At 61.1% G+C, this 14,547-nt stretch carries 14 protein-coding genes; 7 read left to right on the plus strand and 7 right to left on the minus strand.

The window, feature by feature from the left end; genetic code table 11:
- Window positions 1–124 precede the first annotated feature (124 nt).
- The 3 genes from modA to modC are packed head-to-tail and all read left to right on the plus strand — an operon-like array spanning window position 125 to window position 2,708.
- Complete coding sequence (modA, locus tag Q1A07_RS02165) at window positions 125–892, plus strand: molybdate ABC transporter substrate-binding protein (protein WP_299777405.1); 768 nt, start codon at window positions 125–127, stop codon at window positions 890–892.
- A complete protein-coding gene (modB, locus tag Q1A07_RS02170) occupies window positions 889–1,584 on the plus strand; it encodes a molybdate ABC transporter permease subunit (RefSeq protein WP_299777407.1) in 696 nt (231 codons plus the stop codon). The genes modA and modB overlap by 4 nt, the downstream gene beginning before the upstream one ends.
- On the plus strand, window positions 1,581–2,708 hold the full coding sequence (gene modC, locus Q1A07_RS02175) for a molybdenum ABC transporter ATP-binding protein (protein WP_299777409.1): 1,128 nt from the start codon (window positions 1,581–1,583) through the stop codon (window positions 2,706–2,708). The genes modB and modC overlap by 4 nt, the downstream gene beginning before the upstream one ends.
- A gap of 85 nt (window positions 2,709–2,793) precedes the next feature.
- Here modC and rbsK read toward each other — a convergent pair whose 3' ends face one another.
- The 4 genes from rbsK to ugpC are packed head-to-tail and all read right to left on the minus strand — an operon-like array spanning window position 2,794 to window position 5,878.
- Complete coding sequence (rbsK, locus tag Q1A07_RS02180; protein WP_299777411.1) at window positions 2,794–3,702, minus strand: ribokinase; 909 nt, start codon at window positions 3,700–3,702, stop codon at window positions 2,794–2,796.
- Between the two features lie 3 nt (window positions 3,703–3,705).
- Window positions 3,706–4,155, minus strand: a complete 450-nt coding sequence (locus Q1A07_RS02185; RefSeq protein ID WP_299777413.1) for an RbsD/FucU domain-containing protein — start codon at window positions 4,153–4,155, stop codon at window positions 3,706–3,708.
- Between the two features lie 19 nt (window positions 4,156–4,174).
- Window positions 4,175–4,825 carry an SGNH/GDSL hydrolase family protein gene (locus tag Q1A07_RS02190; RefSeq protein ID WP_299777415.1) on the minus strand — a complete coding sequence of 217 codons (651 nt, stop codon included), beginning with the start codon at window positions 4,823–4,825 and terminating at the stop codon, window positions 4,175–4,177.
- 3 nt (window positions 4,826–4,828) lie between these two features.
- Window positions 4,829–5,878, minus strand: a complete 1,050-nt coding sequence (gene ugpC / locus Q1A07_RS02195) for a sn-glycerol-3-phosphate ABC transporter ATP-binding protein UgpC (RefSeq protein ID WP_299777417.1) — start codon at window positions 5,876–5,878, stop codon at window positions 4,829–4,831.
- Window positions 5,879–6,095: 217 nt separating this feature from the next.
- Between ugpC and Q1A07_RS02200 the strand changes: the two genes are divergently transcribed.
- The 4 genes from Q1A07_RS02200 (at window position 6,096) to Q1A07_RS02215 (ending at window position 11,035) form a co-directional block, all read left to right on the plus strand.
- The gene (locus tag Q1A07_RS02200; RefSeq protein WP_299777419.1) at window positions 6,096–7,754 is read left to right on the plus strand and encodes a substrate-binding domain-containing protein; all 1,659 of its coding nucleotides are present in this window, start codon (window positions 6,096–6,098) and stop codon (window positions 7,752–7,754) included.
- Between the two features lie 391 nt (window positions 7,755–8,145).
- On the plus strand, window positions 8,146–8,871 hold the full coding sequence (locus Q1A07_RS02205; protein ID WP_299777421.1) for a choice-of-anchor K domain-containing protein: 726 nt from the start codon (window positions 8,146–8,148) through the stop codon (window positions 8,869–8,871).
- 149 nt (window positions 8,872–9,020) lie between these two features.
- Window positions 9,021–10,124: a carbohydrate ABC transporter permease gene (locus tag Q1A07_RS02210; protein WP_299777423.1), complete on the plus strand. Its 1,104-nt coding sequence runs from the start codon at window positions 9,021–9,023 to the stop codon at window positions 10,122–10,124.
- Window positions 10,121–11,035 (plus strand): carbohydrate ABC transporter permease, encoded by a 915-nt coding sequence (locus Q1A07_RS02215; RefSeq protein ID WP_299777425.1) that lies wholly within the window; start codon window positions 10,121–10,123, stop codon window positions 11,033–11,035. The genes Q1A07_RS02210 and Q1A07_RS02215 overlap by 4 nt, the downstream gene beginning before the upstream one ends.
- A 36-nt stretch (window positions 11,036–11,071) precedes the next feature.
- Here the strand turns inward: Q1A07_RS02215 and Q1A07_RS02220 are convergent, their stop codons facing one another.
- The 3 genes from Q1A07_RS02220 to Q1A07_RS02230 are packed head-to-tail and all read right to left on the minus strand — an operon-like array spanning window position 11,072 to window position 14,450.
- On the minus strand, window positions 11,072–12,559 hold the full coding sequence (locus tag Q1A07_RS02220) for an FGGY-family carbohydrate kinase (protein WP_299777426.1): 1,488 nt from the start codon (window positions 12,557–12,559) through the stop codon (window positions 11,072–11,074).
- Complete coding sequence (locus Q1A07_RS02225) at window positions 12,559–13,653, minus strand: M20/M25/M40 family metallo-hydrolase (RefSeq protein WP_299777428.1); 1,095 nt, start codon at window positions 13,651–13,653, stop codon at window positions 12,559–12,561. Before Q1A07_RS02225 ends, Q1A07_RS02220 begins: the two co-directional genes overlap by 1 nt.
- Window positions 13,650–14,450 (minus strand): BtpA/SgcQ family protein, encoded by an 801-nt coding sequence (locus tag Q1A07_RS02230; RefSeq protein ID WP_299777430.1) that lies wholly within the window; start codon window positions 14,448–14,450, stop codon window positions 13,650–13,652. Before Q1A07_RS02230 ends, Q1A07_RS02225 begins: the two co-directional genes overlap by 4 nt.
- Window positions 14,451–14,547 lie beyond the last annotated feature (97 nt).

The following is a 14,547-nucleotide window of genomic DNA, read 5'->3' on the forward strand; positions in this document are numbered from 1 at the left end:
CCGGCAGCATGCCTCGGTCGCGGCCCCTTGCAACCCCCCTGCCTGTGCAAGAATGTAGCCCCATGATCCGAAGGCTCACGAATAAGATTGCGTACGCGGCTCGCCCGACGTGGCGAGAGGCCGAATGATGCGGTTCTTGCTGATCTGCGCGCTCTGTCTCATCGCTTTCGGTCTTGCACCTGCGCGCGCGGAACAAATCACGGTTTTTGCCGCTGCCAGTCTGAAAACGGCGTTGGACGAGATCACAGCGGGTTTTATCGAAGAGACGGACTATAGCGTATCGCTGTCCTATGCGGGCAGCTCCCTTCTTGCACGCCAGATTTCACAGGGCGCGCCTGCGAATGTCTTCATCTCCGCAAACCGCGCGTGGATGGATTGGCTGGAGGCACAACAGGCCCTGGCCCCGGAGACCCGCGGGGAGTTCATCGGCAACCGGCTTGTGTTGATCGCCCATGGCGCGGAGGCGGCCCCGCTGACGTTGACCCGAGAAACCCTTGCCGATCGTCTGGGTGCCGCACGTATCGCAACGGCGCTGGTCGAGGCGGTGCCCGCCGGCATCTACGCCAAGGCCGCCCTGTCGCATTTTGAGCTGTGGGACGCACTGTCCCCTCAGATCGTACAAACCGACAATGCGCGCACAGCACTGGCGCTGGTCGCTGCTGGTGAAGCGCCGTTTGGGATCGTCTATGCCACCGATGCGCAGGCCGAGCCACGGGTGAGCGTCCTTGCGCTCTTCCCGCCCGAAAGCCATCCGGTGATACGTTATCCGGCGGCCCTTCTTGAGGCGCGCGCATCACCGGCAGCGCAGGCTTTCCTCAATCATCTGACCACAGCCCCTGCGCGTCAGGTTTTTGAAAATCAGGGTTTTACCCTGCTGAGGGCCGCCCCGTGACAGAATGGCTCGGCCCCGACGAATGGCGCGCCGTTGCGCTTTCCCTGAATGTGTCCTTCTGGGCAACGCTCCTGAGCCTGCCCGTTGGCCTGTGGGTCGCCTATGTCCTGGCGCGCTATGAGTTCCGCGGCAAACAGCTGCTGAACGGGCTGGTGCATTTACCGTTGATCCTGCCGCCCGTGGTGACGGGGTATCTGCTGCTGGCCACCTTCGGCACGCAGGGGCCAGTGGGGCGTCTTCTGGAACCTTTCGGCATTGTGCTCGCCTTCCGCTGGACCGGGGCAGCCCTTGCGGCAGCCGTCATGGCCTTTCCACTGATGGTGCGGGCCATGCGCCTGTCGATCGAGGCGGTGGACCCAAAGCTGGAAGAAGCCGCCGCCACCCTCGGTGCGTCGCGGGTCTGGGTGTTTCTGACCGTCACCCTGCCCCTGATCCTGCCGGGCGTGATCGCAGGCGCGGTGCTTGCCTTTGCCAAGGCCATGGGAGAGTTCGGCGCCACCATCACCTTTGTCTCCAACATCCCCGGCCAGACGCAAACGGTGCCCTCGGCCATCTATGCCTTCCTGCAGGTGCCGGGCGGTGAAACCTCGGCCTGGCGGCTGGTGATCATCTCGATCATCGTGGCGATGAGCGCGCTGCTGCTTTCAGAAGCACTCGCGCGCCGGGCCGCCAGAAAGGTGCAGGGCACATGACACTTTCCGTTTCGCTGCAGCACCGCCTTGGCGATTTTGATCTGGACGTCGCGTTCGAGGCGCCACCCGGCATTACCGTGCTCTTTGGCCGGTCCGGTGCGGGCAAGACGACCATCATCAACACCGTGGCTGGCCTGCTTACGCCGCAAGCGGGTCGTATCGCCAGCAATGGCACCGTGCTGCTGGACAGCACGACGGGCCGGAATCTACCGCCGCATAAGCGCAGGGTTGGCTATATCTTTCAGGAGGCGCGGCTGTTTCCGCATCTGACTGTCCGTCAAAACCTTGGCTACGGGCGCTGGTTTGCCCCCAAAACGGTCCGGCGCGAAGATATGGCGCGCATTGTCGATTTGCTGGGCATCGGGCACCTGCTCAACCGCAGGCCCGCGGGGCTGTCGGGCGGAGAAAAGCAACGGGTTGCCATTGGTCGGGCACTGCTGGCCAGCCCACAAATCCTGCTCGCCGACGAACCGCTGGCCGCACTGGACGAACAACGCAAAGCAGAGATCCTGCCCTACTTCGAACGGCTGCGGGATGAGGTGATTGTGCCCATCCTCTACGTGAGCCACGCGGCAACGGAAGTGGCGCGGATTGCCACCACGGTCGTGGCACTAGAGGGCGGCCGCGTGGCGCGTCAGGGTCCGGCCGCGGAGGTCATGAGCGATCCGGCGATCACACCTCTTGGCGTGCGGTCCGCCGGTGCCATGCTCGACGCGCGGGTACAGGCGCATCACGCCGACGGCCTCAGCACGCTGGAAGCCGAAGGCGTGCCCCTGCTGCTGCCACGTGTCGACAAGCCTGTAGGCGCTGCGGTGCGTGTCTGGATCGAAGCGCAGGACGTGATGTTGGCGACGAAAGAACCACGCGGCATTTCCGCCCTCAATGTGCTTGAGACAACGGTCACGGAACTGCGCTTGGGCGCGGGTCCAGGCGTGATCGTGCAGCTGTCTTTTGGCAGGGCGTTCCTTTTGGCAAGGATTACACGGCGGTCCGCCGAAGCGCTTGCACTGGAACCCGGCGCGCCTGTCTTTGCGGTCCTCAAGGCGATTTCCGTCGCACGTGATGCGATCAGCGACGCCCCACGGCCTCAGGTCGAAACACCTGAAAGCGCGCAGGGCAGCTAAGACCATTTTTCAAAAAAACCGTGATGTTGTTGCGCCGAGATAGCGTGCCCGCGACGAATAACGCACGCCATGCACTGAAACGCGTTTAAGCGCGCAGCAGCGCCTCCACCTCGCTGCGATCTGGCATCGACGGGGCGGTGCCGGGCCGGGTCACGGAAATCCCGGCAGTCGCACAGCCGATCTTAACCGCCTGCAGGGGCGACTGACCTTCTGCCAGCGCCGCAGCAAACCCACCGTTGAAGGCATCCCCGGCCCCGGTTGTCTCAACCACCGGACCTGCCTTGATCGCCGGCACCAGCCCGTGACCGTCCAGATAGGCTCCACGCTCTCCCATCGTGATGATGGGTGTGCCAACGCCAAGCGCCCGAAGCGCCGCCGCCGCGCGCTTTGCATCCGCCTCCGTCTCGACCGTGATCCCGGTCAGCGCTTCGCATTCGGTTTCATTCGGCGTCACGTAGTCACAAAGCGCCAGCATCCCTTCCGGCAGATCCGCCGCAGGTGCCGGGTTGAGGATCGTCGTCACCCCAGCAGCGCGCGCGATACCCAACGCATGCAGAGCCGCTGGCATCGGTTGTTCCAACTGCGTAATGAACACATCTGCGCTTTTGATCAGGTCCGCACGCGCATCAATATCCGCCGCGTCAATCAAGGCCGCCGCCCCCGGCGCCACGATGATGGCATTGTCGCCAGAGCTTTCCTCGACAAAGATATAGGCCGCCCCGGTATAACTCTCGCTGATCTGATCCGCATGAGGCGTCACCCCGGCGCCAGCCCAGGTGTCGAGCGCGAGCTTGGCAAAATCATCCTGCCCAAGCTTGGAGATCATATGTGTCTCGGCACCGATGCGCGCGCAGGCCACCGCCTGATTGGAGCCCTTGCCCCCCGGCCCCAGCGCGAAGCTGTTGCCCAGAATGGTCTCGCCCATGCGCGGCATCCGATCCGCGCGATAGGACGTGTCCGCCACGAACACCCCAAGGATGACGACCTTGCCCATACCTCAGCCCTCTGCCTCCGGCGGCACCACGCCCTTGCGCAGGGCAAAACAGCCGTAAAACCGCCGCTCGCCGGTCTGGATCACCGCGTAGGCCTGCTTGGCCCGGTCATAGAAGGCAAACCGCTCGATCCCCAGCATCGTGGGGCCCTCTACGGCATCCACTTCGGCCTGCACCTCCTGCATCACCGGCAGGATCGTGTCGGGCTCTCCCACCACTTCCATACGTGCGGCGGCATCCTCGACGAAGGTATCTATCGGATAGACCGACAGAACCGCGCGCACCACCTCCGCCGCCGGGCGGTCGATGCGCAACACCTCGCCCAAGACGGTTTCCCGCGCCACGCTGTCAGAGGGGAAATTGGTATCGGCAATGATCAGATCGTCGCCATGTCCCATCGCGCGCAATGCATAGAGCACATCCGCGTTCAGGATCGGATCCAGTCCTTTGAGCATGTCTTGCGTCCTTCCTTTGTCAGTCCTTGAAAATGCGTAGCACAGCTTGCGCCATCGCGGCACCAATTGCAGCATGCGCCTCTGCCGTCAGATGGATACCATCCACCGGGTCCACCCGAGCAACGGCGTTCACGTCAGTGAAATGCACGCCTTGCCGCTCCGCCACCGTCGCCAGCAGGTCAGGCACCAGAGCAGACTTCGCCTCCGCACCGGCAAAAATCGCGGCCAGCGCCCCGGTTTCCCGGACCACCGCCGGCGCTGCCACCAGAATCTGCGGGGCGCTGCTGCCCGGTCCGCTATCGCAAGCCATGATATCGCGCACAAGCCGCTGCACTCCCAGCGCGATGTCATGGGCGGACTGGTTGAACCGGGCCTTGAGATCATTGGTCCCCAGTATCACGATCACCAGATCAATGGGGCGATGCGTCTCCAGGAGCACCGGCAGCGCAGCCTGCCCGTTTTTGTGCGACCCCTCGATGGGGTCGTCAAAAACTGCTGTGCGGCCAGGGTGACCTTCCGCGACAACATCCCAGTCCGGACCAAGACCCTCCGCCATGCAGCTGGGCCAGCGCATCTCCTTCGGCAGCCGCCGCCGATCCTCGGCGAAGCGCATCGCACAGGTCCCATGGGTATTGCTGTCCCCGAAACAAAGAACGGTGCGCGGCGACATCGCTTATTCGATCCGCTGACCGGTCGCGGCGTCAAAGCAATGCAGGTGATGCGGATCAGGCGTCAGATGAATGATGTCTCCCGGCGCGAAGGCGTGACGTTCACGAAACACCGCCGTCACATCGCGTCCGTCGAAGGTCAGGAACACCATGGTTTCCGACCCGGTCGGTTCCACCACCTTGACCTGCATCGGCAGCCCCTTGCCTTCGCTGGACAGCGCCAGATGTTCCGGTCTCACGCCCAAGCGCACCTGTCCGGCCCCCTCGACACCCGGCAGCGCAACGGAATGCCCGGCCAGATTGACAACCCCATTTGTCAGCGTGCCATACATCAGGTTCATCGACGGCGCGCCAATGAAGGTGGCCACAAATTCATTGGCCGGGTTGTCATAAAGCTCCAGCGGCGTGCCGATCTGTTCGATCCGCCCCGCCTGCATCACCACGATCCGGTCCGCCAGCGTCATTGCCTCGATCTGATCATGGGTCACAAAGACGGTCGTGGTCTTAAGCCGCTGGTGCAGTTCCTTGATTTCCGTACGCATCTGTATGCGCAGCTTGGCGTCCAGATTGGACAGTGGCTCGTCGAACAGAAATACCTGCGGGTCACGCACGATGGCCCGGCCCATCGCCACCCGCTGGCGTTGCCCGCCCGACAGATGCCGCGGTTTCCGGTCGAGATATTCGGTGAGGCTCAATATCTCCGCCGCTTCTTTCACCCGACGGTCAATCTCGGCCTTGTCCGCACGCGCGACCTTGAGCGCAAAGCCCATATTGGCGGCAACCGACTTGTGAGGATAAAGCGCGTAGGTCTGGAACACCATCGCGATGTCCCGCTGCGCCGGGGGGAGATTGTTCACGACACGGTCCCCGATGGCGATGGTCCCGCCGTTGATTGGCTCCAGCCCCGCGATCATGCGCAGCAGCGTCGATTTTCCGCAGCCCGACGGGCCCACGAGGGCCACGAATTCACCGTCGGCGATATCGACATTCACCCCGTGAATAACCTCGACAGCGCCATAGGATTTCTTGATGTCCTGGATTGTGACGCCTGCCATGCGATGTCCCCCCGCCTTCGAATTTTGATGCTAGAGAAAGGAATTTGCCTTGTCCACGCCCGGTTTACAGCTTTTGTTGACTTAAGGTTAATCTCGCCCATAGTGAAATCCCGTGGGGGGATCACCTGGCGCTGCTGATCAAAAACGCAGATAAAAACGCGCGTCCAAACGTCTGCCCATGGACAAGAGAATATCACCAGGTCCCGGGAGGATGGATATGAAAGTTGACCTTTATAACTACATCAAAGCGGCGCAGAAGATGAACCGCAGGCAGGTGCTCAAAGGTACCGCCGCAGTGGGTGCTGTTGCCATGATGCCCAAGGCGGCAGCCTACGCCGACGGGCATGGGAATGTCCGGGCAGAAATCCTGAAAATCCCCGGTGTCGGCGCCGGTTCCCCCACCGACAGCGACTGGCAGAAAGTGGGCGAGATGTGCCTTGGGGCCACCAAGGAAAACGTCGCCGAGGGAGAATTGGCCGGTGTCGAGCTGACCTTCATGGGGCTGAACAATCAGAACCTGCACAACTTCCTGTTCCGCGGTTTTCTGAAACCCTGGGAGGCCTACACTGGCGCCAAGATCAACTGGATCGACCTCGCACAGGCCGACTATAACGCGCGCCTGCAGCAGTCGATTGCGACCGGCACCGTAGATTTCGACATCATCGAGATGGGCGCCCCCTTTGAGGGTGACGTGCTGGGACGCGGCATGGCCTCGGAGATGCCCGATTGGGTCCGGGACCAGATCGACATGGACGACTATGTGGATTACCTCAAGGCGCCCGTGGGCACCTGGGATGGCAAGACCTACCGCGTCTCTATCGATGGCGACACCCATACGTTTGCGTATCGTAAGGACTATTACGAAAGCGAAGAACTGGCGCAGGCCTGGGCCGATGCGGGCAACACCACGCCCTGGGCACAACCGACCACATGGGAAGAGGTCAACGCGCAGTCCAAGTTCCTCGTGGGCAAGACCGATCCGCTCACCGGGCTCGACGCCCATGGCTATCTGGATCCGCTGAAGGGGTGGGGCGGTTTTGGCTTCTACTTCCTGGAAAACCGTGCGGCACCCTACGCCAAGCACCCGGATGATCCCGCCTGGCTGTTCGACCCCGACACGATGAAACCGCGCGTCAACAATCCGGCCTTTGTTCAGGCGATCCAGGATGTGATGGACCTGATCGCAGCGGATGCCTATCCCGCCGACCAGATCAACGCAGACCCCGGCACAACCGCCTTCCAGCAGTTCCTGGCAGGCACGGGCGGCATGCTGAACTGGTGGGGCGACGTGGGTTCTTCGGCACGCACCTCGGATACCTCGGTTGTGGGCGAAGTCGTCGGTTTCGACATCAACCCCGGCTCGGCACGAGTCTGGAATTCGGCAAGCGGCGCGTGGGAAGATACGCCCAATGTCTCGCCGAACAACGCCTACATCGGGTGGGGCATCTACGTCATGGCCACGGTCGACGGGGACGCCAAGAAGAAGAAGGCGGCATGGTCGGCAGCAGCCCATCTGGGCGGCAAGGATCTGTCGCTCTGGGCCTCCGCCTACCCGTCCGGCTTCCAACCTTACCGCCAGTCTCACTTCAACTACGATGAGTGGGAGGAGGCAGGCTATGACCGCGCCTTTGTTGAGGATTACCTCAGCTCGAACGCCGACAGCTACAACCACCCAAATGCCGCGATCGAGCCGCGTATTCCCGGCATCTTCCAATACTACTCTGTGGCGGAAGATGAGCTGGCCAAGGGCTATGCGGGTCAGTATGGATCGGCGCAGGAAACGGCGGATGCCATTGCGGCAGCCTGGGAGAAAATCACCGACCAGATCGGACGCGAGAGCCAGATTGCCCTCTACAAGGCCTCTCTGGGCCTTTAGCCTGATACTGACAAGAATCACGAGGGCGCTGAGGTTTCAGCGCCCTTTTTTTGTTGACCCGCGTAAAGAACGCGCGCCAGCGTGAAATCCGAATCCGGCTGATTTCCGCTCAAACCTCTATAATTGTTCACAAATACCGAACTGATCTATTGACGGCAAAAGCCCGCCAAAAATCATTGTTCCCTATATCCGGATAATCCACCAAGTTTTTGGTGATTTTGGCATACACTTCCGATTCAACCTTAAGTTGGCAACTTACTCATTCTAAACGTGTTTTTTCCTCTAAATAGGGTGATATCAACGTCTCAACGTTGACTCCAATTGGAGCGAATCGTATTTTTGCCGAGCAACAGGAATTTGTTCCCGTGCATTGTAAAAGGGGTAAATTGAAGTGAAAAAGACTTTAGCAATATCATGTGTCATTGCGGGGCTTGCCACCGGCGGCAGCGCGGCGACACTTTTCTCCGGTTCCACATCCGGAACATTCAATGATCCAGGTGTGAGTTACAGCTGTACCTACAGCACCGCCGGCGGCAATGGCGTCGCTTGGGGCGAAAGTGGCAGCTGCCCGGACTATGGCGGCTCCGACGAGCATAGCCGTCTCTTCGTGCAGAACTATGAGTTCAGCGAACAGATCACCGGTCATGAGAAAGTTCAGATCGGCCAGATCAAGTGGAAGAACGAACCCAACCCATCGAGCAAAACCACCGATTTCTACGCCGGTCTCAATTTGGCGTTGAACATCGACAGCCCGACGGTCGCGAGCTTCAATGAATTCCTCTGGAATTTCATTGACAACACGCCGAACCCGACAGGCGACCGTATTCTGACCTACCGCTGGGATGACTATGGTTTGGACATTCCGTATCTGCTGTCAGGCAGCCTGCGGATCGACGGGTTCTCCTTTGCTCTTATCGGCAACACCAGTGGCGAAACGTGGTCGGAATCTGAATACGGCAGCGGGTTGAAGTTCAACTGGACCAACAAGGAAAACAACTGGTCCAAGCTGGCTATTTACGCCGAAGTTTCCCAGGTACCGCTGCCGGCAGCGGGCTGGATGCTGATCGCTGCAGTTGGCGGTTTGGGTGCCATGCGCCGCAAGCGCAAAGCTTCCTGAACACGGCAAAAGCCAAGCAGATTGACAAAGGCGGCCTTCGGGTCGCCTTTTCTTTTGGCCTCGCGAATGTCTAAACGCGCGCTCAAAAATCTTTCTTCTCAAAGTCTTTGGTGCTTAACACGCTGAGCGGACGCCGCTAGTCTCCCGACATGAATACCGAAGGCGACCTGCTCCACACCGTCACGGCAGATGACATTCCCGAAAGCCGCAAGTTGACTGGCCGTGCCATGGTTTGGGTCACGGCATCGTTTTTTCTGGGGCTGGTTTCCATCCAGTTTGCACATGAATCCGGTTGGACCGAGGCCGGCTTTGAAAACTGGCGCCCTGTTCTTCTCGCCTATCTGCTGTGGGCTACGGCCCTCTGTGCCGCGCAGGTGATCGTGAACGGGGAAAAGGGCAAGCGAACACTCTTCGTCCTGCCCGCAGCCCTTTTCGTGATCAGTCTTGTGGTCTTCCCGCTGCTCTTTGCGCTCTACATCTCGTTTACCGACTGGAACCTCGCCTCGCTCGATGGCGCGCAGCCCAACGGTTGGGACAATATGCGCCAGATGTGGAGGGACGCGTTCTACTGGAACGCGCTGAAAAATATGGCGTATTACGTGGCTGCGGTCAGCGTGGAATACGTGATCGCCTTTGGCCTTGCGCTGCTGCTGAACGCACAGATCCGGGCGCGCAAGTTCTTTCGCGTTGTTTTCCTGCTGCCGCTGATGCTGAGCCCGGTGGCCGTCAGCTGGATGGTCGGCAAGTCGATGCTGGAAGTGCGCTTTGGTCCGGTGTCGCGCCTCGTGCGGGAAATGGGGTTCGAGCCCAGCTTCTTTGGAACCCCGGAGATGGCGCGCTTCATGATCATGGCGATGGACGCCTGGACCTTTATCCCCTTCATGATGATCATGTTGCTGGCGGGCCTGCAGGCCCTGCCCCGTGAGGTGATCGAAGCCAGCAAGGTCGATGGAGCCAGCGGCTGGCAAAGCTTCAAGGAGGTGATCTTCCCGCTGATGCTGCCCGTTTCGGTAACCGCCATCGTTATCCGCATCATCTTTAAACTGAAGCTGGCGGATATCATCATCAACGTCACCTCCGGCGGACCGGGAGGGGCCACCGATAGCGTGACCAGTTTCATCTTCCGCGAATACAGGGACCGGTCGAACGTGGGCTATGGCACGCTGCTGGCCATGGTCTATCTGGTGCTGATCATCATTTTCATCACCGCCCTGCTCAAACTGGTGAGTCGCTGGATGGAGCGCCCGGCATGAATGCGATTTTCAAAGACGACGCGGCGGGGCGCAAGGTACAAGTCAAGTGGTGGTCGAGCCGCGTGGCAATCTACGGCGCGCTGATCCTCTGGGCTTTGATCTGCCTCTTTCCGATCTACTGGACGCTGACTACCTCATTTAAACTGGCTCCGGACGTGATGCGCGGGAACATGATCCCCTTCGTCGATTACACCCCGAAATGGAAGGGCTGGGAGAGCCTGGGCCTGTCGCCCCGCCTCATCGGCGAGGTCTCGACCGTGCGCGAGGAGTTCCTGAAACGCTTCTGGAACTCCGCCGTGGTCGCCATCTCCGCCTCGACGCTGGCGGTCATGCTGGGATCGCTCGCCGCTTACGGTCTGTCGCGCTTCAACTACCGTTTCGGGTTCATGAGGAACTCCGACATCTCGTTTTTCTTTCTCAGCCAGATGATCCTGCCCCCTGTCGTGTTGGCGCTGCCTTTCCTCGTGCTCTACAAGTCACTCGATCTGCTTGACAGTCGGATCGGACTCATCCTGCTCTACACGCTGATGGTGCTGCCCATCGTCATCTGGATCATGCGGGACCAGTTCCAGGGTATCCCGGTGGAGTTGGAAGAGGCTGCCCTTGTGGACGGTCTCGGCATCTGGGGCGCCTTCCTGCAAATCGTGCTGCCCATCGCCCTGCCGGGCATGGTGGCGGCCTTCATCCTCAGCCTCGTTCTCTGCTGGAACGAATACTTCTTCGCAGCCCTCTTGACCTCTACAGATGCCAAAACACTGCCGGTGATGGTCGCAAGCCAGACCGGATCGCAGGGCATCAACTGGTGGTCCATGGCAGCCCTGTCATCTGCTGCGATTCTGCCGCTGGTGATTGTTGCGATCTTTCTTGAGAAGTACATCATCAAAGGCATGGCAGCAGGTGCGGTCAAATAGAGACGGCATTTGAGAACGGGATGCGCCGGACCTGCCTTAGGAAATCTCGACCGCGATATCCTTTGTTTGCTCATAGAGCCTGCGAAACAACGTATAACTCTTCCGGTAGACATCGTGCGATTGAGCGGAGACGGTTTCGGTCGCGGGGTTCCAGGTTAGAATATCAGACCGGTCGACAGCCCCTATGGCAAGGGCCGCCAGGAACGCGTCCCCATAGCTGGCACCGGTTGCCTTTTCGCAAACCACCTGATCGATCCCAGTGATGTCCGAGGTCGCTTGCAACCAGAGCCGGTTTTGTGTGCCCCCACCCACGGCCAGTAACCGCTGGGGCGATTGACCAATCTCAGCGAAGGTCTCGGTGACATGCCGCGTCCCATAGGCGATGCCTTCGATCAGAGCGCGATACATGTCACCGCGGGTGTGCGTCAGGTTCAGACCAAAGAGCACGCCCTTGGCGTGGACGTCATGGATCGGCGTGCGCTCACCCGAGAAATACGGAAGCTGCAGCAGGCCATTGGCGCCGGGTGGGGAGGCGGCGGCCTCTTCGGCAAGCGCCGGAAACGCGGTCGAAGGGTCGAGATCGCGGGCGATCTGGTCGCGGAACCAATGGGTCAGCGTGCCGGAGGTGGCCAGACCGGCCATCGAGGCATGCTCACCCTCAAAGAGCCAGGGCGCATACCAGATGCGCGGGTCGGCCACACGCTCGGCGGCGCGCAGTATGATGAAGATGGTCGAGCCATACATCATCATCATGTCGCCCGGTTGATCCACTCCGACCGAGAAGGCTTCGGCGGCGGCATCAATGGTCCCGGCGGTCACCGGCGTCCCGGGTGCAAGCCCGGTTGCCGCGGCGGCGGCTTGGGTGATTTCCCCGGCGATCTCGCCCGACCACATCAACCGCGGCAACTTCTGCAAAGGCAGGATATCATCAGCCAGATCATCGATCCAATCGAGACGCTCGACATCATATAGCGGCGCGAAGTTGGCGGCGGTGTAGTGGTCGATCACGACCTCACCGGTCAGACGCTGGACAAGGAAGCTGGTGGAGGTCAGCACATGTGCGGTTTGGGCGTAGAGCTCTGGGCGGTGGCGTTTGAGCCAGAGGATTTTGGGTCCGACCGATTGCGATGTGAGCACGTTGCCACAACGGTCGATCAATACGTCCTCTCCAATGCGGTCGGTGAGCTCCCGCACCTCCGCTTCGGCGCGACCATCGACGCCGTAGAGCACGCCGTTCATCAGCGGGGTACCCTGCGCATCCACCGGCAGCATGCAAGGGCCAATGGCGCTGCAGGCGACAGCCTTGATATCATGCGGATCCACGCCGCTGTCACGCAGCAGGGTTTGGCAGACGTAGACGAAATCGCCCCACCAATCCTCTTCGGGGCGGTGCTCGGCCCAACCCGGTCGCGGCACCAGCATCTGGTGACCCCGCGCGGCTTGCGCGACGACGCGGCCTTCGAAATCAACCAAAACGCCCTTGGTCTCATAGGTCCCGATATCGATGCCCAGTGTGTATGCCATCAGGAGGCCTCGTCGCGGTTGAGGGGGAAATCCGGTGTGATGCGGGTGAGCATCTCCTGCAGAAGCCGCGAGAGCTGCCCGAGATCGGTCAGATCACAAACCTCTCGGGCAGAGTGTGAATAGCGCATGGGAAAGCCCAAATCGAGGCAAGCGACGCCTGCGCCCACCAGCTGCACGTAGCTGAGGTCCGTCAGCACGCCCGTCTGTGCCGAGCGCTGCAATGGCAGATCTGTGGCGGTGGCGCTGTCTTCGGCGAGGCGCACAAGTGCGGGATGCGGGATCACTCCGTTGAGCGTGCCGCGCCCGTGGAAACTGTAGAGGCTCATGCCCGGCCCCTGCCCCAACGCCATCTCGCCGCGCGCGGCCATACCCGGCGTGTCGCTGGCCAGCATCAGGTCGATCTGGATTGCGATGTCGGGCTGAAGGCGTTGCGCCAAGGGTTGCGCGCCCCGCAGGTTGAACTCCTCCTGCACGGTGAAACAGAGATGTACGGGCGGACCGCTGTCGCGCCTGGCAAGTTGGGCTGCAACGTCAAGCAACACGGCGCAGCCTGCGCGGTCATCGACGCTGGTCCCGCTGACACGGCCGCCCACCAGTTCAAGGGCGCGCGGCGCATAGACCACCGGGGCCCCGATGCGGAGGCCAGCCGCCTCTGCAGCCTCTCTGCTGGCGAACCCCGCATCGACAAAGAGCTCAGCATAGGGCACCACGGTGTATTTCTCATCCGGGCGCGTGGCGTGATGGCTCTTGTTGGCAATCACGCCGGGGATATCGCGGCCTTCCCCCAGACAGATCAACACCTCCTGTGCGGCCAGCGCACGTTCCGGCACCCCGCCCAGACGTTCCAACCGCAAAAGCCCGTTGTCTTCGATCTTGCGCAGGATGAAGCCCAGCTGATCCATATGAGTGAAAAGCATCACTGCCGGACCCTCGCCCTCGACGGTGACCCACAAGTTACCAAGCACATCGGTCTGGGCGGTGTGCCCCATCGCGTCAAGACGGGCAGCAATTGCCCGTCGGACGCGATCTTCATGCCCCGAAAGCCCCGGCACCTGCATGAGCTGCATCAGGTCTTCTTTGATCCGCCCCGTCATCCGCGCGGCGCCCGGACGCGGTTCATGAAATCAGCCGCCCGTTCCGGATCAACCGCGTTCCATGTGTCGCCGTCCCGTTTCAGCGAAGAGCCGACAATGCAACCGTCGGCCACGTTCAAAACATCCGCCACCGTATCGTGTTTCACACCGGTGTTGGCCAGCACAGGCGTGTCGGGCAGCACCGCCTTCACGGCCTCCAGATCAGAGAGCGCTGCCGCCTCGCCGGTGATCTGGCCGGACACCAGTACCGCATCCGGGATCGACGAAAACACCGCTGACCGCGCCCGGTCGGGCAAGGGCCGCGTGTCCAGCGAATGAGCAAACTCGGCGGATATGTTGAACAGCATCGCCATGTCAGACCGGCCCAGCCTGTCGCGATACCGCATCGCCTTGCCTGCATCCGGCGACCAGACCCCCATGTCGGAGGCATAGGTGCCGGTGAAAATCTCCCGGATAAATCCGGCGCCGGTAGTCGCCCCCACCGCGACGCTCGCCATCGGATCCCAGAGCATGTTCACACCGAAAGGCACCGTGATCTCATTGCGCAGCTGCCCGATCACAAAGGCCATCATCGCAGAGGAGGCCGGATCAACGGCGAATTCATAGGGTCTGTCGTTCTCATTCCCAAACATCACCGCATCAAAGCCCGCGTCCTGCAAGGCCTGTAGATCGGCGCGGGCCGCAGCCACCAGATCGACCGCCGGATCGTAAAGCGGGCTGCCGGGCAAAGCGCCCAGATGCACCATGGCAATCACCGGCTTTTCTGTTTGGAAAACCGTCCGGAACCGTTCGGTCATGCACCCTCTCCCTTTTGTGTTCGAGCTTAGGTTTTGTGACCTGTTCACGCAAAGGGAAACTGGTTTATGGTAGCGCCAACACAAGTGGGAGGCCGGC

This window comes from uncultured Roseobacter sp. (assembly GCF_947492555.1).
Taxonomy (GTDB): domain Bacteria; phylum Pseudomonadota; class Alphaproteobacteria; order Rhodobacterales; family Rhodobacteraceae; genus Roseobacter.